We start from the raw sequence: 21,381 nt of genomic DNA on the forward strand, positions 1-21,381 counted from the left end.
AATAGATTTCAATAAAACTCATTGTAAACAGTTGTCTTTTAATGACTTATGAGTGAGGTAAAAGTTGGTAAATATTAGCTTTTTTTTAAATTAATAAAGATTTTAATATAAATATTATGAAAAAACATTTTTTAGCAATTACCCTTCTGGGGTTAGTGATTTGTAACGGTTTTGCACAAGGACCAAAAATTTCTTCAAATGTAGAAGGAATTAAAGAATATAGCTTAGCAAACGGACTTAAAATTTTATTAATTCCTGACGCTGCCCAATCCAATGTGGTGGTAAATATTGTTTATAACGTAGGTTCCAGACATGAAGGTTATGGCGAAACAGGAATGGCACATTTGCTGGAGCATATGCTTTTTAAACGATCATCAAAATTTATCGAAATTAAGAAAGCAATTGCCGATAAAGGTGCAATGGCAAACGGAACTACATGGTATGATAGAACTAATTATTATGAAGTTCTTCCTGCTACTGATGAAAATTTGAAATGGGCGCTTGAGATGGAATCTGATAGAATGGTAACATCGGCTATTTTGCAATCTGATTTAGACACAGAATTCTCGGTAGTGCGAAACGAGTTTGAAATTGGTGAGAATGACCCTTCAAGAGTTTTAAATGAACGAATTTTGTCTGCAGCTTATGTGTGGCATAATTATGGAAATTCAACTATAGGAAGTAAGGAAGATATTGAGAGAGTTAAAGCACCTACCCTGAAAAAGTTTTATAAAAAATATTACCAACCTAATAATGCAACGCTTATTGTAGGAGGGAAATTTGATGAAAAGAAAACATTAGCCTGGATTTCACAATATTTTGCAGCAATCCCAAAGTCAACTACTGTTATTGAAAATACATATACGGTTGAACCTTCACAAGATGGAGAACGTTTTGTAGAATTAAAGAGAAATGGGGATTTACAATATGTAGCGATGGCTTATCACACGCCAAGTTTTTCTGATAAAGAATATGCTGCAAATAATGCGCTATTATCTATTTTAACTAATAATCCTTCAGGAGCTTTATACAAGGCTTTGATCGATAGTAAATTGGCAACAAGCGTTTATGGCTACAGTCAAACATTAAGGGATCCGGGTTTTAGTTATTTTCAATGTGAAATTTCCAAAGATAAAGATATAACAGCCGTAGAAAGTACTTTTTTGAAAACGATGGATGAAGTATCCCAAATGACTTTTACCGAGGAAGATCTTTCAAGAGCTAAAAATGAATTATTGAAGCAGTTTGAAAACACGTATAATAATACTATTAATTTGACAATTGCATTAACTGAAGATATCGGTGCAGGCGATTGGCGTTTGTTTTTTATTGATCGCGATAATATTGAAAAATTAACTGTTGCTGATATCCAAAATGTAGCTAAAAAATATTATTTAAAAAGTAATAGAACTTGGGGGAGATTTATTCCTGAAACTAGTCCTGAACGTGCTAAAGTGAACGAAATTCAAGATGTTGCAGCTATTGTGGCTGGATACAAGGGTAAAGCAAAAGAAGAAAATATAACTACTTTTGAAACCTCAGTTGCCAATATTTTGAAATCTACAGATGTAGGTACATTAGCATCTGGTGGGAAATATGCATTTTTAGAAAAACCATCCAAAGGAGATAAAATTGAATCAAGGTTTTTATTAAGAATGGGGGAGGAGAAATCTCTTGAAGGTAAAAATATGATAGCCAATTTAACTGCTAGAATGCTGAAATTAGGAACAAAAAATAGAAGTAAACAAGAGATTAATGATCAGTTAGATAAATATAAAACTTCATTGAATTTTCAAGGAAATGTTGATGGATTGTATGTGGGATTAAGCACTGATAAGACTAATTTAAAAGATGCTTTATCAATGCTTGAAGACATCTTGAGAAACCCAATTTTTGACGCTTCGGAATTTGAAAAAATGAAACTAGAAATGAAAAGCGAATTGGAAGTTAATAGAAATGATCCACAATCATTGGTAAGTGAAGCTGTTGAAAAACAAACATCCTTGTATCCAAAATCACACCCTTATTATTCAGCGACCATTAATGAAAAAATCACGGAGTTAAATACGATTACTTTAGATGATTTAAAAAAATATTATAATGATTTTTATAATGGTAGTAACGCTTCTATTGTTTTTGTTGGAGGGATTGATACTAAAGTTATTAAACCCATTATAGAAAAAACGTTTGATAATTGGGATGGCAAATATGGCTATACAAGAATTCCAACACAGTATTTTGATTCCAAAGCATTTAATTCTATAATTCAAGTAAATGATAAAACCAATGCAGTCGTTTTTGGTAAAATAAATTTGAATATCGGAGAAACTGATTCTGATTTTCCAGCTGTGGATATGGCCAATGAATTGTTAGGTGGCGGAGCTTTTTTATCTTCAAGGATTCCACAACGACTAAGAGAAGCTGAAGGAATGAGTTATGGAGCAGGATCTTTTGTTTCAGGTAATGCAATTGATAAAACTGGAAATTGGAACGTTTATGCCTTTTTCAATCCGTTGTTTAAAGAAAAATTAGATAATGCTTTAAAAGAAGAAATTCAAAAAGCGTTTGACAAAGGATTTACAAAAGAAGAATTTGATACTTCGTTAAAATCGTGGCTGCAACAACGACAAACAACTCTAGGAATAGATACTTATTTGGCGTTTCAGATGCGAGAATATCTAGATCAAAACAAGTCGTTTAAAACCTATTCTGATTATGAAGATAAAGTCAAAGCATTAGATGTAAATAAGGTGAATACTGCATTAAAGAAATATTTTGATTTACAAAAATTAGTATTGATTTATGCAGGTGATTTTGCTAAAAAATAAATTGGTAATAGCTATAAAAAAAGAGCTTGGTCATATTGATCAAGCTCTTTTTATATACTATAAAATGTAGTTTTATTTTTTTTCTAATAAAACGATATCAAAGCTTGTTTCTATTGTAACTTTTCCATTTGTTACCGTAGTTTCTTTTCCGGAGTAGGCATCTTTTAATTTTGTGCCCTCAGCAAATATATTTCCAACTGAAAGTTCTTTTTTGCCTATTGGTAAATCCAATCCTATAACTACTTGGTCTGCGAAACTTCCTTTAGAGAAAGTCCTTGAAAAAGTATAGGGTTTTGCAGTAATTTCTTGGTGAACACCTGCTCCAATCGAAGGATGATTTTTTCTGAACTGTCCTAGTTTTTGCCAATGCAAAAGTGCTTTTTGTGTTTCAGCATTGGACTTAAGATCTTCCCAATTCATAAAAGAGCGTAAAGTGGCATCGCCTTCGGTTCCTTCAATAACTAAAGAACGAGCTGATTCGTCCCCGTAAAAAACTTGCGCCAATCCTGGAGAAAGTAATAATTTTGTCGCTGTTTCTTTGTTTTTAGTTCTTGCTGCGTCAAATGGACCGCCGTCATCATGAGAAGACAAATAGTTTAAAATACTTGATCCTTTTAATTCTTCATTCAATATTTTAGAATATTTTGAGAATATAAATTCATAGTCTTTTTTCGCATCCCATTTGAATTCGAAGTTGATCATATTGTTAAAACCATTGTCATAATAGTTTACTTTTTTGTCTCCAAAATCAAAATATTTGCCTGCACTGATGTTGTAATTATAAACTTCGGCAATAGTGTAGAAGGAATTATTGTCCAATACTTGGCTCGGATTATTTTTTTTCCAATCGGCAAAAGCATAATCGCATTGGGTTTTGAAATCAGCCCAAACCGAAGCTTCTGTATGTTTTACGGTATCTGCTCTATAACCATCAATTCCGTATTCCGTAATATAATCCGTCAACCATTTGATGATATAGTTTTTTGGAGTTCTGGCATAGCTAGTTCTTTCAAAAAAAGCATCTATTGAAGCCACTTCTTTTTCGTAACGACCTTCTTTCTTCCATTTTTTGATTAAAAAAGGAGGAAGTGACACTTCTTGGGTACTTTCTGTTTTTATATCTGGTAGGTTTTTAACCAAAGTACAAGTTGTGGTTGATTCAAAAGTTTTATAATCACATTGTGGTTCCGTTCTTACCCAATCCGAAGGCCAGATCGTATCCTCATTCGTAACAGGTCCCGTATGATTAATAACACCGTCAAGAATGATTCGAATGCCATGAGCATGTGCTTTTTTAACCAAGGCGGCTAAGTCTTCTTTTGTTCCAAAATTAGGATCTAATGCCGTCCAGTCTCTGGTCCAGTAACCATGAAAGGCGTAGCTTAATCCAGTTCCTTCATCAACTGCATCATGTATTTGTTCGACGATAGGAGTGAACCAAATAGCGTTTATACCTAATTTATCAAAATAGCCTTCGTCTATTTTTTTAGAAATTCCTTTGATATCACCACCTTCAAAACCACGAAGTTTTCCAGCAGTTTTATTTCTGTCAAAGTTTAAATCGTTTGATGTGTCTCCGTTATTGAAACGGTCTGTCATAAGGAAATAAACACTTGCTGCTTCCCAAACAAAAGGGGTTTTAGTGGTTGTTTTATTTTCTGAACTATTTTTTGTGCTCGAGCAACTTATACAAAACGCCATTACTGACAGTAAAAATAGGATTGGCTGTTTTTTCATAATTAATTTGAATTGTTGTGGAAGGACAAGTTTGTCTGACCAAAATTTTAAAGGGGAATTATTTTTCCAGTTCTAATATCAAAACAGATTTTCCTTCCAAAGAAATTTCACTTGCCAAGTCAAATGAATTGTCAGTTAGCACGTCTTTTCCCATTTTGGACGTTTTGATGTTTTCTTGAAAGCGATTTGTTTTTATAGTATGGTCCTCTTTACTATTATTAATAACTACCATTACCGTTTTTTTGTCAGTATATCTAAAATAGACGTAGACATTGTTTTCAGGTATGTAATGGGTCATTTTTCCAAAATGTATCGCTTCATTTGTTTTTCTCCAATTGAATAATTTGGATGTGAAATTAAAATATTGATTTTGTCCCGGAGTTCTGCCTTCTTTTATAAATGCATTGTTTTCATCGCCTTTCCAGCCACCTGGGAAATCCTGGCGAATATCAGCATCACCTTTGTCTTTGTCACCACTCATTCCAATTTCGCTTCCGTAATACAACTGTGGAATCCCTCTCACGGTAGCAATTAAAGCCATTGTCATCTGATATTTTTTGAAATCATTTTTATAGACTTCATTGATGCGGTTTGTGTCATGGTTTTCGGCAAAAACCAAAATGTTATCTGGATTTGGATATAAAAAATCATTGGAGAAATTGTCATATACTTTAACCATTCCCTTGTCCCAACTGCCATCATCTTCATTAAAAATGGTTCCAATAGCGTCGTGCAATGTAAAATCCATTACACTAGGAAGTTGAGAGTTGAAATTTTGAATGGCTCCCACTTTACTGTCTTTTTGCCAATAGGCCATTTGCGCTTGATTATGCATCCAGATTTCTCCCACAATATTAAAATTAGGATACTCATCAGTAATGGACTTAGTCCAAGCGGTAACTCCTTCGGGATCTGCGTAGTTGTAAGTATCGACTCTAAATCCATCTAGATCAGCGTACTCAATCCACCAAATAGCATTTTGTTTTAAGTAATTTAAAACTAACGGATTTTTCTGGTTTAAATCAGGCATAGAAGAGACGAACCAGCCATCAAGGCAAATATCAGTGTCGATTTTTGATGCATTTGTATCGCTAATCGTTGATCTTTTATGATTGGTTTGTGTAAAATTTTCGAATTGGTGAATCCAGTCACGAGTAGGAAGGTCTTTCATCATCCAGTGTTCAATTCCCCAGTGATTAGTTACATAATCCATAACTAATTTCATGTCTTTTTTATGAAGTTCTGAGGCTAGTCTTTTATAATCTTCGTTAGTTCCGTAACGGGGATCAATTTTGTAAACATCAGATTGTGCATAGGTATGATAGGAAAAAGCTTTGTCATTGTCCTCACAAAGTGGCGTACTCCACACAGTAGTCGCGCCTAAAGACGATATGTAATCAATATTATTGATGATTCCTTGAATATCGCCACCGTGTCTTCCTCCAGCTACACTTCTATCGGCTTTTTCTTGAGTGTCGTTACTGCTGTCGTTTTTTGGATTCCCATTAGCAAAACGATCTGGCATAATGAGATACATCATATCAGATGCGTCAAACCCTTTGCGTTGTGCTGACTTTTCTCGTCTTTGTTTTAATATATATTTTTGCGTAAAACCAACTTTGTTATTTTTTTTAAATATGAAATCAATACTTGCTGCTGGAAGATTCTTAGTATTTATGGTAACAAAAAGGTAGTTTGGATTTTCAGTTTTTTTGATATCAGTTATTGCAATAGAATTTGCTGCTGTGACTTGATATTGTGCAATGTCTTTGCCATAAAACATAATTTGCAATTCTGGATTGTGCATTCCTGCAAACCAAAAGGGAGGTTCAATTCTGTCAATTTGAGCGTTTATGGTTAGGGACATAAAAAAAAGTAATATGGTTATTCTTTTTAGAAATGGAATCTTTCGTAATCGCACTGAGTCAAATTTATTCATTATTAAGCACATTTTGGTTAACATTAATTTATTTTAATTCCGTTTTTGTTTAAGTAAACAATCCCAATTAAAAATTGGGATTGTTTGTTGGCTTTACCAGCCTTTTAAAAGAAAGAATTGGCTACAAGTTCTTTACAATTAATTTATTTTACGGTAACTGTATTATATGGAGAGACTACAACTGCATTATTGTTTACTACAATTGTCAATTCTTCTGTTCCGTCAACTGAAAAAGCAGTTTCAGAATGATTTATATCTACTTTTAAAATTTGACCTCTAAAATTGATTTTAAACGAATACGCTTTCCATTCCTTTGGGATTTTTGGAGAGAAATGCAGTGCATTGTTTTTTACACGCATTCCACCAAAGCCTTCAACGATACTCATCCATGTTCCTGCCATAGAGGTAATGTGGCAACCTTCTTCAACTTCTTTGTTGTAGTCATCCAGATCCAAACGTGATGTTCGCAAATAAAAAGTATAGGCCATATCCATTTTGTCAAGTGCCGCCGCTTGAATAGAGTGTACACAAGGGGAAAGCGAACTTTCATGAACTGTAAAGGATTCGTAAAATTCAAAATTGCGTTTCAATTCTTCTTTCGAGAAATGCTCTTCAAAGAAATAGAAACACTGCAGCACATCAGCTTGTTTGATATAGGGAGAACGTAAAACTCTGTCCCATGACCATTTTTGGTTAATTGGTCTTTGCGAAGGATCTAAATCTTTTACAGGAACTAAATCTTTATCTAAAAATCCGTCTTGCTGCAAATAAACTCCTAGCTCTTCTGATTTTGGAAAATACATATTGTCAGCAACCTTTTTCCATTCTTGAAGTTCTGCTTCTGCCAGTTTTACTTTTTCAATAATACGTTTATGGTCAGATGGGAATTCCAGCGATACTTTTTTAATTTGCTCGTAGGTATAATCAATACACCATTTTGCAATGTAGTTCGTATAGAAATTGTTGTTGATATTGTTTTCGTATTCGTTAGGTCCTGTAACTCCTAGAATCACATATTGATTTTTGTCTTTTGAGAAGTTGGCTCTTTGATGCCAAAAACGGGCAATTCCAATCAGAACTTCCAATCCTTTTTCAGGAATGTAGGAGTAGTCACCAGTGAAACGGTGGTAATTGAATATTGCAAAAGCAATAGCACCATTTCTGTGAATTTCTTCATGGGTAATCTCCCATTCGTTATGGCATTCCTCACCATTCATGGTAACCATTGGGTATAGTGCTGCTCCGTCTTTGAATCCAAGATTTTTCTCAGCATTCTCGATGGCTTTATCCAGTTGATTGTAGCGGTACGTCAATAAGTTTCGTGCGACTTCTTGGTCTTTGGTGGCCATGTAAAATGGGATGCAATACGCTTCGGTGTCCCAATAAGTAGAGCCACCATATTTTTCACCTGTAAATCCTTTTGGTCCAATATTTAGGCGGCTGTCTTTACCTAAATACGTTTGGTTTAATTGAAAAATATTGAAACGGATTCCTTGCTGCGCTTTTACGTCACCATCAATCGTAATATCTGACATTTCCCAGATTTTTGCCCAAGCATCAATCTGATCTTGTAATAATTGATCGTATCCTTTTGCTAATGCTGATTGGATTACTTTTTCGGCAGCTGTAAGGGTATTGGCATGATTTAAAGAAACGGTATATCCACCTATTTTTTGAATAGATGATTTCTTTCCTTGAGCGACAATAACGGCATAACTACTTTGAATTTTATCAGCGCTTGTGTCAAAGTTAGTTGGGGAAAGATTTAAATTTCGGTCGTTTTCTAAAACGCTATTGTGCATAAAAGTTGTGACCTTAAAATGAGTCTTAAAAGTCTGTGCCGTAACAAAAGCTTCATTGCCGATATGTTTTACTTCAAGAGGCTCCCAGAATTTTTCATCCCAGTTAGCATCTTCATTAGTAACTCCAGCATCGATATAGGGTTTGTAGACTATTTTAGCATCCTTGTTTAAAGGTGTGATTTCATAATTAATGATACCAACTTCATCCAAAGTTATCGAAAGGAAGCGAGTTACATTAACGGCTATTTCTGTTCCGTTTTTTAGTTTCGCTTTAAAAGAACGGTTGTACCAGCCCTCTTTCATGTTCAATTCACGACGGAAGTCTGTCACTTCAGTACAAGCATTCATGTCTAAATTCTCGCCATTAATTTCAATGTCAATTCCAATCCAGTTTGGTGCATTTAAAACTTTTGCGAAATATTCTGGGTATCCATTTTTCCACCAACCCACTTTTGTTTTATCTGGGTAGTAGATTCCTGCAATATAACTTCCTTGAAAAGTTTTTCCGGTGTAACTTTCTTCAAAATTGGCACGTTGTCCCATAGCGCCGTTTCCAATGCTAAAAAGACTTTCAGATGACTTTACACTTTCTGCATCAAATCCTTCTTCAATGATGGACCAATTGTCTGGTTTTATATAATCTTGGTTCATTTTTTTCTTTTGTTTAAAGTTTAAAAAGTTTAAGGTTTAGAAGTTGAGTACAGTTTCTATAACCTCTTGATTCTCGTTTCTTTTTATTCTATTTATTTATTAATCCTTCAATGAAACTCATATCTATATGGGTAAAATCTGGATAAATATATTTTGCTTCATACAGTGTTGTTTCTTCGCCTATTCCAATACTTGTCATGTTTCCAATATTAGCTGCTTGTACTCCTGCAACTGAATCTTCAAAAACAATAGCGTCTTCTGGTTTTGCTCCTAATAATTTTGCAGCAATTAGGAAAACTTCAGGATCTGGTTTTGCATTGGTAACATCATTTCCATCAACGATAACGTCGAAATATTGCATAATGCCTGTTTTTTCCAAAATAGGTCTAGCGTTTTTACTTGCTGAACCCAAAGCTATAGGTTGGTTTTTCTCTTTCAAGAATGTCAACATAGCAATAACTCCTGGTAAAATTTCGCTTTGGTCCATATCCACTAAATAGGATAGGTATTCTTCGTTTTTTTGAATCAGCCATCTGTTTTTGTCTTCTTGCGAAGCTTCTACTTTTCCTAATTCTAAAATGATATCAAGAGAGCGCACTCGGCTTACTCCTTTTAAAAGTTCGTTGTGTTCAAGTGTGAAATCTATATTTAATTCCTGGGCTATTTTTTGCCAAGCTAAATAATGGTATCGGGCAGTATCTACTATTACTCCGTCAAGGTCGAAGATGAATGCTTTCTTATTCATTTATTGTAATTTTTGTTTCGTCATTAATAGTAAGAGCTATAATTCCGGCTAGAATCATTGATGCTCCACCAATCAAAAGTGCATAGATGGGTTCGTTGTCAAAAAATTTAGAAACTAAAAATCCTAAAATGGATGCAGCAACTAATTGCGGGATTACTATAAAGAAGTTGAAAACTCCCATGTAATATCCCATTTTGTTAGATGGCAGTGAGCCAGATAACATGGCGTAGGGTATTGATAAAATACTCGCCCAAGCAATTCCAACACCAATCATGGGAAGCCATTCCATAGTGAATACCGTGGGTTCAGTAATAAAATAAACAGATATAAGTCCAAGTCCTCCGCAGACAAGTGCGACAAAATGAGTGAATTTTCGACTCGTATATTTTGCTAATAATGGCAATAGAAAAGAAGCGATTGCAGCAATTAAATTATAATTAGCAAACATTTCGCCTACTTGATTCGCACCAGTATTGTAAGCTTCGGATGTAGTGTCTGTAGTTCCATAAATATGTTGCGTTACGGCGAGAGTGGTATAAATCCACATGGAAAAAAGCGCAAACCAAGAAAAGAATTGTACCCAAGCCAATTGTTTCATGATTTTTGGCATAAACTGAAAATCATTCATAATGGTTACGAAGCCATTTTCGGTATTATTTGCTTTTTGCATTAATCCGGAAACCAGCATTGCTAATCCGCCCAATCCAATTAATCCAATTGATAGGACGTATAAGTCTTTCTTTAGATCAAAATTATAGATGACAAACGAAAATAGCGCGCTTATAATTAGAAAAAGTATTCCCTTACTTAAATGCGATTTTCCGTTTGAGACAAACCAATCTGAAGAATGTTCTTCTTTGATAAAAGTAGTTTCCTTGTGCTTTTCAAAAGCAGCTAATTCTTCTGGCGAATATTCTTTAGAAGTTATAACGGTCCAAAGCACAGTTATGATAAATACAATTCCACCAAAATAAAAGGAGTATTTCACTGAATCAGGAATTATTCCAAGCGGGGCTGTATTATCAACACCTAAATGAGTAAAAATCAAAGGCAGTTTTGATGCGAAGTAAGCACCAATACCAATGAAAAAACTTTGCATAGCGAACCCCATTGTACGTTGCTTTTCTGGAAGATTGTCTCCAACAAAAGCACGAAATGGTTCCATAGAAACATTGATGGAAGCATCCATAATCCATAACATTCCTGCTGCAAACCATAGTGCAGGTGAATTAGGCATTATAAATAAGGCAGCCGAAGCTAAGATTGCTCCTGCTAAAAAATAGGGTTTTCTACGGCCTAATTTTGTCCAGGTTCTATCTGAAAAATAGCCAATAATTGGTTGGATAATTAAGCCAGTCATAGGAGCAGCAACCCATAAAATAGGGATGTCGTCAATGTTAGCGCCTAAAGTTTGAAATATTCTGCTGACATTCGAATTTTGCAAGGCAAAACCCATTTGAATTCCCAGAAATCCGAAACTCATGTTCCAAATTTGCCAGAAACTTAATTTACGCTTTTCCATTATCGTAATTTAAATAATTAATACGATAAGCGCGATGCTTATCAAAACCTACTTATTTTTCGAAGTAAAAGTAAAAGCTTTGATAGGGTAAATATAAAAATTTATTTCACAGTTTTTATTTTTGGAAACAAAAAACAGGAAACATTTTTCACTACAAGGTTGTAGTAATGAATTAAGTAGGAAAAAAAGTTAGAAGTCGGCAATTTGAACTGCGAAATGTGCTGCGGTTCATAACGTATTCTCCCTTTTTTAACTCTTGCTTCGTTATTCAAACCTTAATAGGTAGATTCTCTTTCTATCAAATGCGTTTCAATTACTTCTGTTGTATAATTTTCTTCCTCTTCTTCCTCGTGTTCTGCTTCCAATCGATCAATTAGCATTTTTGCGGCTTTATTGCCCATTTTTTTACCGCTTTGACTCACAGTGGTAATAGTAGGAGTGGAATATTTTGAAATGATTCCATCTGTAAAAGCAATAACAGCTAAGTCTTTAGGGACATTAAGTCCTATTTTGTGGGCAGTTTTAATTATGATTACTGCAAAAAGTTCGTTAACTGCAAAAACGGCGTCAATAGCCTTGTCTTCCAGTAATTTTCCAATTATTATTTCGCAGGTGTCAACATCTTCAATTTTAATGATAAGATTTTCGTTAAAAGGGATGTCGTTATCTAATAATGCTTTGACATAGCCATCCGTACGTAGTTTGCCTACGCTTACGTAGTCAACCGTGGTGACAAGGGCAATTTTCTTTCGTCCTTTATCTATTAGGCTTTGTACCGCTTCATAGGCGGCTTGTTTGTCGTCAATAATCACTTTGTCACAAAGGATTTCGTTAGTTACCCTGTCAAACATAACGACAGGCATTCCTTGGTCTATTACTTCTGTTATATGATGAAAGTCTCCTTTGAACTGTGTCTCTTTTGATAGTGACATGATGAATCCGTCAATGCTTCCGTTGGCTAGCATCTCCATGTTAAGAACCTCTTTGTCAAACGAATCGTCTGATAAGCAAATGATAACGCTATATCCATTTTCGTTCGCAACCTGTTCGATACCATTGATGACCGTGGAGAAAAAATGATGAACAATTTCTGGGATAATGATGCCTATTGTTTTTGTTTTTCTGTTCTTTAAACTAAGGGCAATATTGTTGGGTTTATAATTGTAGAATTTGGCAAATGCCTGAACTTTTAGTCTAGTTTCCTCTCCGATTTCTGAACTATTTCGAAGAGATTTTGATACTGTTGAAATGGAAACATCTAATTCTTTTGCGATTTGTTTAAGCGTTACTTTCCTTTTCATAATTGTAATATTGATAATAATTGTTTTCGTAATAAAGATAGAATTTGTTTTTATTTATGGCAATTTATGCCTTAAAAATTTACATAAAAGAGAAAGTTTTCAACACTATTACGTTTTCGTAACTCAATTAAAAAGTGTCTTTGTCGAGGACGTTAATATTTACATAAATTTAACATTCGAAGTAAGAGTAAAATTCACTAAAATCAAATTAATTTAAACAAAAAGTATGAAAACAATTTATAAAAAGTTGTTATTTTTATTACTGCTACTGCCTTTTAGTATTCTGGCTCAGAATACTCTTAGCGGGACTGTTCTTGATAAAGTTTCAGGACAGCCAATTCCAGGAGTAAATGTAAATATACAAGGAACGACATATGGTGTTTCGACAGATTTTGACGGAAAATTCCAGATATCAAATGTAAAGAAAGGGAATAATGTCGTTTTTTCTTTTATAGGATACACAAATTCGATTGTTAACTATAACGGACAACAATCAATAACTGTTTCTTTAGCTGAAGATGCAAATCAGCTTAAAGAGGTAGTAATTCAAGTGGGTTACGGTACAGTTAAGAAAAAAGACTTAACTGGTGCGGTAACAGTATTGACAACTAAAGATTTTAATAAAGGGCCAGTAACTTCTGCAGATCAGATGATCCAAGGTAAAGTGGCTGGATTGCAGATTATCAATGGTGGTGGTTCACCAGGAGTTGATCCAGTTATTAGAATAAGAAGTGGATCTTCATTATCAGCGAGCAATGACCCATTATACGTTATTGATGGTGTACCAGTTGCTAGTGGTGGTGTTGAAGGTGGTAAAAACCCATTAGGAACTATCAATCAAAATAATATTGAATCAATTTCAGTATTAAAGGATGCTTCGGCGACAGCTATTTACGGATCACGTGCTTCTAACGGGGTAATTATTATTACTACTAAAAAAGGGAAATCAGGTGAATTGCAAGTAACTTATAATGCAAACCTTCAAGTATCTGAAATTACTAAAAAAGTAGATGCGTTATCAAGTACACAATTTAAAGATTTTGTTGCAGCTAATGGAAATGATGCTCAAAAGGCACTTGTAGGTACTGCTGATACGGATTGGCAAGATGAAATTTATAGAACTGCTATTGGAACAGATCACAATATCGCATTAAGCGGTGGTGTAGATAATGTAGTTTATAGAGCTTCTGTTGGATATGCTAATTTGAATGGTATCTTAAAAAGAGATAACATGCAAAGAACTACTCTTGGAGCTAATGTAACAGGGAATTTCTTTGATAAACATTTGAAAATTGAAATCAATAATAATACATCGGTAATAAAAAGTAATTATAGCAATGGTGGTGCTATTGGTGGAGCGGTTAGCTTTGACCCTTCGCAACCAGTAAGAAATGCTGATGGAACTTATTTTCAATGGTATAAACAAGGTGATGAAGGAGATGAAATAAATTCATTGGCAGGAGTTAATCCAGTTTCTCAAATTGAGCAACAAAACAACTATGGTAGTTTTTATAGAAGCATCGGAAACATTCAGCTTGACTATAAGTTGCATTTCTTTCCAGAATTAAAAGCGGTAGCTAACTTTGGTTATGATCAAATGAATGGTAGAGGATATGGAGATAATGCGGCAGATTATCGTAATGGATTAGCGGGTTCAGGATATAGCAATACGTATGAAAATATTGAGTCTCGTGACAATAAGGTAATGGACTTGTACTTAAACTACAATAAAAAAGTAGATGCAATTGATACACAGTTTGATGTAACAGGAGGGTATACTTATCAAGATTTTAAAGAATCAAAAAACAAATCTTCTTACAATGTAGAAAGAGGTGTTACTAATGTGGAGTTATCTACACCAACACGTGTTAACTTACAATCCTTTTTTGCAAGAACTAACGTTACAATTGCAGATAAATATTTGTTAACCTTTTCTTATAGAAGAGATGGGACATCAAGATTTACGGAAGATTTCAGATGGTCAAACTTCCCAGCAGTTGCTTTGGGTTGGAAATTAAACGAAGAAAACTTCTTAAAAGATGTAGCTAGTATCTCTACTTTGAAAGTTAGAGGTGGATGGGGAATTACCGGACAACAAAATATAGGTAACTCTTATCCTTCTATTCCTTTATATTTAGCTTCAAATAATGCGGCTCAATATCAATTAGGTGATACATTTTATACTACATATAGACCAGAGGCTTATAATAGTAATTTGAAATGGGAGCAAACAACAACTGCAAATGTAGGTGTTGATTTTGGATTGTTTAACAATAGGTTTACAGGTAGCGTTGATGCGTATCAAAGAACTACTAAAGATTTATTATTGTATACTTACAACCCCTCTTTCTTTGGTTTTTCTAACCAAGACAATTATAATATTGGTACAATTGATAACAAAGGACTTGAGTTAGCTGCGGAAGTAATTCCAGTGAGAAATGATAATTTCCAATGGACTGTTGGTGGAAACGTTACTTTTCAAAATTCTAAAATCACTAAGTTAACAACTACTCAAGAAAATACACCAGGAATTAATACTGGTGATATTGAAGGAGGTACTGGAAATACTATTCAAAACCATCAGGTAGGTTACGCACCAAGTTCATTCTTTGTTTATGAGCAAGCTTACGGAGCTGATGGAAAACCACTTGATGGGGTTTTTATTGATAGAAATAAAGATGGTATCATTAATAGTGATGATAAATACCGTTTTCATAAACCAGCTGCTGATGTGTTTTATGCATTCAATACAAGCGTATCTTATAAAAACTGGGATATGGGAATGAACTGGAGAGGGTCGTGGGGTAATTATAATTACAACAATATCGATTCTAATAAGGGAGTTTACAATAATGTTTTAACTAGAAATACTGATTTAAACAATGGTGTTGCGAATCTTTTAGAAACTGGTTTTGCTAAATCGGATAATTTTCAATTACACTCTGATTATTATGTTCAAGACGCTTCATTTATTCGATTGGATAATGTAAGTGTAGGCTATACTTTTAATCAAAAAGAAAATTCTACGTCATTAGTTAAATTAACATTGGCTGCTCAAAATATTTTGGTAATAACCAATTATGATGGATTAGACCCAGAGATCTCAGGTGGTATTGATAAAAATTTATACCCAAGACCAATTACTTTCACGTTAGGTTTGAACGTTAATTTCTAATACAAATAATAAGAAAAATGAAAAATATATATAAACGATTATTGGGTATTTCTTTGTTCCTGCTGGTGCTTACATTTCCATCATGTACAAATGATTTAAACCAATCTCCAGATAACGGAGATTCAGTTGCAGGTGAAGAGTTTTTTAGCTCGCCGGAATCGTATAAACAAAATTTAGCTAAACTATATGCGGGGTTTGCTACATCAGGTCAGCAAGGTCCTGCAGGAAAAGCAGATATTTCAGGTATTGATGAGGGGACAAGTCAATATGTGAGAGGGTACTGGATGATGCAAGAATTGACAACTGATGAAGCTGTTATTGGATGGAATGACGGGTCTATTAAAGATTTTCATTCTCAAACATGGACTTCTTCGGATAGTTTTATTGAAGCTACTTTTGCACGTTTCTCTTTTCAAATTGTAAACTGTAATGAGTTTTTAAAACAAACTACTGATGAGAAATTGGCGGCTAGAGGAATAGATGCTGCATTAAAAGCAGAAATTGCTGTTTATAGAGCTGAAGCGCGTTTCTTGAGAGCGATGACGTACTGGCATTTGATTGATACATTTGGAGGTGGTTCATTGGTTACTGAAGATTCGCCAAGTACTTTCTATTACCCAGAGTATGCAACTAGAGCAGAATTGTACAAATTCGTTGATGAAGAGTTAACTGCTATTACTCCGTTAATGAAAGCACCAAAAACAAATGAGGCGTATCGTGTAGATCAGGCTGCCGCCTGGATGTTACAAGCTAAATTATACATGAATGCAAAAGTATATATAGGTACTGACAATTACGCGGCTGCCGTTCCATTAATTACAAAAATTGTTGGTTCGCCTTATTCATTGCATAGTAATTATAATCAATTGTTTTTTGCTGATAATGATAAAAATGGAGCGCAAAACGAATTCATTTTTGCAATTGCTTTTGATGGTCTTCGTACACAAACTTATGGAGGAACTACTTTCTTGACGCATGCACCAGTAGGTGGAAGCATGAAAGCAGCTGAATTTGGAATCAATGGTGGTTGGGCTGGTGTCAGAACTACTGCAGCATTTGTAGATAAGTTTACTGCGAATACCACTGATAGACGTGGACAGTTCTATACAGAAGGACAAACTAAAGAAATTAAAGATATAGGAACTTTTACTGATGGATATGCTATTCAAAAGTTTAGAAATGTAACTGTAAATGGAGTACAAGGTTCTGATAAGTCTGGAGATTTTTCAGATTCAGATTTTCCTATTTTCCGTTTAGCAGATGCGTATTTAATGTATGCAGAATGTTTCGTTAGAGGTGCTGGCGGAAATGCCACAACTGCTTTAGGATTTGTTAATGCTTTACGTACAAGAGCAATTGGAACTGCTGTAAATTCAGGAGACTTAACCTTGAATTTTATACTAGACGAGAGAGCTAGAGAATTACACTGGGAAGGACACAGAAGAACTGATTTAGTTCGTTTTGGTAAATTCACTGGTGGAGCTTATTTATGGCCTTTTAAAGGTGGAGTTTCTGGAGGAGCGCCAACACAATCATTTAGAGATTTATTCCCTATTCCTGCAAATGCTTTGTCATCAAATAGTAAACTACAACAAAACCCTGGATATTAATAATATTAAAACTAAACAAAAATGAAAAATATAACAAAATCAATAATTGCTTTATTTGCAGTAGTTGCTTTGTCTTGTACTGTTGAAGACGTTCAAGATAGACCAGTAATTCAAGGAATAGAAACTCCAGAATTGGTGGCGCCACAAAATGATAAATTATACACTTTAGTGGAAGATAATGCTGATAATGTTGCGGAACGTTTTGTTTGGTCAGCTGCTACATACGGTGGAGATGTTGAAATAGGATATAAAATAATGATTGATGTTAAAGGCGGTGACTTTACTAAAGCAATCGAATTAGGAGGAACTGCTGGTGCGACACAAATTGAAGTAAGTGTGAAAACATTAAATCAAGCCGTTGTTGAATTAGGTGGTGTTGCAGGAGTAGCGAGCTCTTTTGATGTGAAAGTGATCTCAAGCTTAGCTGGTGCTGAAAAAATGACTTCTGCAAAACCATTAAGTATTTTAGTTAACTCTTATACTGGTTTAATTGCTTATCCATTTACTGATTGGTATCTAATTGGTGCAGCAGTTCAAGGTGGCTGGGATAATAATGCAGATACGAATCACCAACCAATGTTTAGAATCACTTCAGCTGCTAACAAATACTCTTTTACTGGATACTTTGGTGCAGGTAACTTCAAGTTAATATCTAAAAAAGGAAGCTGGGATTTTCAATTAGGTAGAGCAAGTGCAACAGCCATTGAAGTTAACGGTAATGCGGGTGAATTTACAATCGCTACTGCTGGGTATTACAAGTTTACTTTTGACAGTACTGCATTGACTTATACTTTAGTGCCTTATACTGGTACAACAACTAAAATCTTCACTACAGTTGGTATTATTGGAAGTAGTACTGCTGGAGGTTGGAATGCTTCAACTGCTTTGACAAAATCTACTTTTGATGCTCATAGTTGGACTTTAGGAGTTAGTATATTAAATGACGGTGAAGCAAAATTCAGAGCAAATAATCTTTGGGATGATAGTTGGGGAGGTAAAACAGCTTTTTCAGGAGGAGGAACAGGGGATAATATTCCTGTTGCGAAGTCTAAATATGTAATTTATTTTAATGATTTAGATGGTAGTTATTTAATGATACCAAATCAAGAATAATGTATTAAACATATTGAAGAGGCTATCTGAATCAGATAGCCTCTTTTTTTTATAAATTCAAAAAGCTATGAAAAAAACTTTACTCTTATTTTTATTATTAACAGCCTCTGTTTTTGCGCAACAACAAACAGTTACCTATTCATTTAGTCCGACTACTTTTGAGGAAAGCACAGCTGTTACAATTACTGTCAATGGCAGTAGTGTTAATGAGGCAGCTTGGGGAGTAACAGCTAACGCATTATATATGTGGGCCTGGGCTTTTGATATTGATGATACGAACCAAAAGGGGACTCCATTAAATGGTTCGTGGACTTCATCTGATGAAGCAAGTAAATTCACTTATAATAGTGCATCTGATACGTATACTAAAACATTTACGCCTACAACCTACTATAATACAACTGCTATTGGAAAAATAGGTTTTTTAATAAAAGCTAAAGATGGTTCTGGCGACAAAAAATCACAAGATATTTTAGCTGAGGTTGGTATTTTTCAAGCAAATCTAAGCGCTCCGGCAGTTAACAGTTCAACGATTATAGCTTCAGGAGGAAGTCTCAATATTGTAGCAAATAATACCAATGGTAATGCCAGCTATAATTTAAAGGCTAATGGTGTAAGTATTAATACAAATGCTAACACTTCTAGTTACAGTTATAACCATACAAACATAATCGCTAATCAAAACTATGAATTGGTCGTTACCCAAGGAGCAACAGCAGTTAGCAAAAAATTCAGTGTGATTCTTAATCCAGGTACAATCTCGGCAGTAATGCCTTCTGACTTATTTGATGGTGTCAATTATAATACTGCAGATGCCACTAAAGCTACTTTAGTTTTAGATGCTCCATTAAAAGATTTTGTGTACGTAGCTGGAAGTTTTAATGCTTGGCAGCCAAATACTAACTATGCCATGAAAAAAGATCCTAGTTCAGGAAAATTTTGGTTGGAACTAACTGGATTGACAGCAGATATAAATTATACCTATCAATATTGGGTGGTTGATACCACACCGATCTCAGGTACACCGTCGCAGGTAAAAACGGCTGATCCCTATTCGACTTTGGTTTTGTCGCCAGATGATGATCCTTATATTCCTGCCGTAAGTTATCCTAACCTTCCTGTTTATCCAGCAGGACAAGAACGAGAAGTAACTGTTTTACAAACGGGACAAACACCATTCGCTTGGAGCACCGCTACCACAAATTTTGTGAAGCCAGAGAAAGATAAGTTAGTAGTTTATGAACTTTTGGTTCGTGATTTTGATGCTGCCAGAAGTTATCAAAGTGTAATTGATAAAATGGATTATTTTAAAAATCTAAAAATAAACGCTATCGAATTATTACCTGTAATGGAATTCGAAGGGAATGAAAGTTGGGGGTACAATACTTCTTTTCATATGGCTTTGGATAAGTTTTACGGAACTTCAAGTAAATTAAAAGAACTGATAGATGTATGTCATCAGAATGGGATTGCAGTAATTCTTGATGTCGCTTTGAATCATGCTTTTGATAGAAACCCAATGGTGCGTATGTGGATGAATGATCCTGACGGTGACGGATGGGGTTCGCCATCAGCTGAAAATCCGTATTTTAATATAGAAGCCATGCACAGTTATAATGTAGGAAGCGATTTTAACCATCAGAAGCTTAGGACTCAAAACTATGTAAAAAGAGTAATTAAGCAATGGATTGAAGAATATAAAATTGATGGATTCCGTTGGGATTTAACTAAAGGCTTTACGCAAAAATGTCCTTCAAGTGTTGCTGGTGGCCAAGATAATTGTACTAATTCATTCCAACAAGATAGAATAGATGTTCTAAAATCATATGCTGATTATTCTTGGAGTTTAGATGCTACACATTATACTATTTTTGAGCATTTAGGTACAGATACAGAGGAACAACAATGGGCTAATTATAGAATTGACGATTCAGTTAGTAAAGGGATTATGATGTGGGGTAAAATGACTGAACAATACAATCAGTTGACCATGGGGTATAATTCAGAGAATAACATTTCCAGAATGAGTAGTACTGCTCATGGATTTACAAAGAATAGATTGATGGGTTATGCAGAAAGTCATGATGAGGAACGCTTGATGTATAAAAACATACAGTATGGTGCTAATCTAAACGGATACAATGTAAAAACGCCAGCTACAGCTCTTTCCAGAATGTCTGCTTTAGGTGCTGTGACATTGTTAGTTCCAGGGCCAAAAATGATTTATCATTTTGGTGAACTAGGATGGGATATTTCCATTTTTGCTTGCAACAACGGAACAGTAAATACTTCTATCGATGCTATTGCGGGAGATTGTAAATTGGATACTAAGCCGCAACCACAATGGGTAAACAATTGGCTTGCAGATAACAATCGAAATAAAGTTTATACGGATTGGGCTAAAATGATTACTATGAAAATTAAAGAACCTGTTTTTTCAGGAATAGCAACCATCAGTAGTTCATCACTAACACCTACGATAAAAATCACTAATAGTTCATTGGCATCAAGCCAACTGAAAGATGTTTTAGTATTAGCTAATTTTGATCTGGCCACTAAAAATGTCCCTACTGGTTTTCCTAATACAGGAACTTGGTATAACTTGATGGATAACACATCGATTAATGTTACTGATGTTAACGCACCAATTGGTATTCCTGCGGGAGAGTTTAGAATATATGGTAATAAGGTCGCTAATTTGGCAATAGCCAATTTTGAAAAAGAAACCGAAATCTATTTATATCCAAATCCTGCAACTAATTATTTTACTTTAAATATGGCGTCTTCTAAAGTCCAAATATATTCTGTTACTGGTCAATTGATAAAAAGCTTTAAAGGGAGTCAGACTGCGTCGCATCAATTTAACGTGAGTGATTTAAGTTACGGTATTTACGTTGTAAAAGCATATAATGATGATGATGAACTTCAAGTGATGAAGTTTGTTAAAAAGTAGTTAGT

General features: G+C 34.6%; 11 protein-coding genes. 5 read left to right on the plus strand and 6 right to left on the minus strand.

Annotation, left to right across the window (positions count from 1 at the left end; all coding sequences use genetic code 11):
* Positions 1-116: 116 nt before the first annotated feature.
* Entirely contained in the window at positions 117-2,828 is a 2,712-nt protein-coding gene (locus HJ01_RS04865; RefSeq protein ID WP_007137200.1) for a M16 family metallopeptidase, read from the plus strand.
* Positions 2,829-2,900: 72 nt separating this feature from the next.
* On the opposite strand, the gene HJ01_RS04870 is transcribed toward HJ01_RS04865, so the two are convergent.
* The 6 genes from HJ01_RS04870 to HJ01_RS04895 form a co-directional block, all read right to left on the minus strand.
* A complete protein-coding gene (locus HJ01_RS04870) occupies positions 2,901-4,565 on the minus strand; it encodes an alpha-amylase family glycosyl hydrolase (protein ID WP_007137201.1) in 1,665 nt (554 codons plus the stop codon).
* Between the two features lie 58 nt (positions 4,566-4,623).
* Complete coding sequence (locus HJ01_RS04875; protein ID WP_050855213.1) at positions 4,624-6,504, minus strand: glycoside hydrolase family 13 protein; 1,881 nt, start codon at positions 6,502-6,504, stop codon at positions 4,624-4,626.
* 143 nt (positions 6,505-6,647) lie between these two features.
* Complete coding sequence (locus HJ01_RS04880) at positions 6,648-8,957, minus strand: glycoside hydrolase family 65 protein (RefSeq protein ID WP_007137203.1); 2,310 nt, start codon at positions 8,955-8,957, stop codon at positions 6,648-6,650.
* A gap of 88 nt (positions 8,958-9,045) precedes the next feature.
* A complete protein-coding gene (gene pgmB / locus HJ01_RS04885) occupies positions 9,046-9,702 on the minus strand; it encodes a beta-phosphoglucomutase (protein ID WP_007137204.1) in 657 nt (218 codons plus the stop codon).
* Entirely contained in the window at positions 9,695-11,224 is a 1,530-nt protein-coding gene (locus tag HJ01_RS04890; RefSeq protein ID WP_007137205.1) for an MFS transporter, read from the minus strand. The genes pgmB and HJ01_RS04890 overlap by 8 nt, the downstream gene beginning before the upstream one ends.
* A gap of 275 nt (positions 11,225-11,499) precedes the next feature.
* Complete coding sequence (locus HJ01_RS04895) at positions 11,500-12,525, minus strand: LacI family DNA-binding transcriptional regulator (RefSeq protein WP_007137206.1); 1,026 nt, start codon at positions 12,523-12,525, stop codon at positions 11,500-11,502.
* A gap of 226 nt (positions 12,526-12,751) precedes the next feature.
* On the opposite strand from HJ01_RS04895, the gene HJ01_RS04900 reads away from it, so the two are divergent.
* From HJ01_RS04900 to HJ01_RS04915, 4 genes are all read left to right on the plus strand, one after another.
* Complete coding sequence (locus tag HJ01_RS04900) at positions 12,752-15,700, plus strand: SusC/RagA family TonB-linked outer membrane protein (protein WP_007137207.1); 2,949 nt, start codon at positions 12,752-12,754, stop codon at positions 15,698-15,700.
* A 17-nt stretch (positions 15,701-15,717) separates the two neighbouring features.
* On the plus strand, positions 15,718-17,310 hold the full coding sequence (locus HJ01_RS04905; protein ID WP_007137208.1) for a RagB/SusD family nutrient uptake outer membrane protein: 1,593 nt from the start codon (positions 15,718-15,720) through the stop codon (positions 17,308-17,310).
* A 21-nt stretch (positions 17,311-17,331) separates the two neighbouring features.
* A complete protein-coding gene (locus tag HJ01_RS04910) occupies positions 17,332-18,423 on the plus strand; it encodes a SusE domain-containing protein (protein ID WP_007137209.1) in 1,092 nt (363 codons plus the stop codon).
* Between the two features lie 67 nt (positions 18,424-18,490).
* A complete protein-coding gene (locus HJ01_RS04915) occupies positions 18,491-21,376 on the plus strand; it encodes an alpha-amylase family glycosyl hydrolase (RefSeq protein WP_007137210.1) in 2,886 nt (961 codons plus the stop codon).
* The last annotated feature ends 5 nt before the right edge of the window (positions 21,377-21,381 follow it).

It is taken from the genome of Flavobacterium frigoris PS1 (assembly GCF_000252125.1).
In the GTDB taxonomy this organism is placed as follows: Bacteria; Bacteroidota; Bacteroidia; order Flavobacteriales; family Flavobacteriaceae; genus Flavobacterium; species Flavobacterium frigoris_A.

Excerpts from the sequence above, each read along its gene's own strand:
- HJ01_RS04870 (WP_007137201.1), bottom strand. The coding sequence starts at position 4,565 with ATGAAAAAACAGCCAATCCTATTTTTACTGTCAGTAATGGCGTTTTGT.
- pgmB (WP_007137204.1), bottom strand. The coding sequence starts at position 9,702 with ATGAATAAGAAAGCATTCATCTTCGACCTTGACGGAGTAATAGTAGAT.
- HJ01_RS04915 (WP_007137210.1), top strand. The coding sequence starts at position 18,491 with ATGAAAAAAACTTTACTCTTATTTTTATTATTAACAGCCTCTGTTTTT.
- HJ01_RS04900 (WP_007137207.1), top strand. The coding sequence starts at position 12,752 with ATGAAAACAATTTATAAAAAGTTGTTATTTTTATTACTGCTACTGCCT.
- HJ01_RS04865 (WP_007137200.1), top strand. The coding sequence starts at position 117 with ATGAAAAAACATTTTTTAGCAATTACCCTTCTGGGGTTAGTGATTTGT.
- HJ01_RS04890 (WP_007137205.1), bottom strand. The coding sequence starts at position 11,224 with ATGGAAAAGCGTAAATTAAGTTTCTGGCAAATTTGGAACATGAGTTTC.
- HJ01_RS04910 (WP_007137209.1), top strand. The coding sequence starts at position 17,332 with ATGAAAAATATAACAAAATCAATAATTGCTTTATTTGCAGTAGTTGCT.
- HJ01_RS04880 (WP_007137203.1), bottom strand. The coding sequence starts at position 8,957 with ATGAACCAAGATTATATAAAACCAGACAATTGGTCCATCATTGAAGAA.
- HJ01_RS04875 (WP_050855213.1), bottom strand. The coding sequence starts at position 6,504 with ATGAATAAATTTGACTCAGTGCGATTACGAAAGATTCCATTTCTAAAA.
- HJ01_RS04905 (WP_007137208.1), top strand. The coding sequence starts at position 15,718 with ATGAAAAATATATATAAACGATTATTGGGTATTTCTTTGTTCCTGCTG.
- HJ01_RS04895 (WP_007137206.1), bottom strand. The coding sequence starts at position 12,525 with ATGAAAAGGAAAGTAACGCTTAAACAAATCGCAAAAGAATTAGATGTT.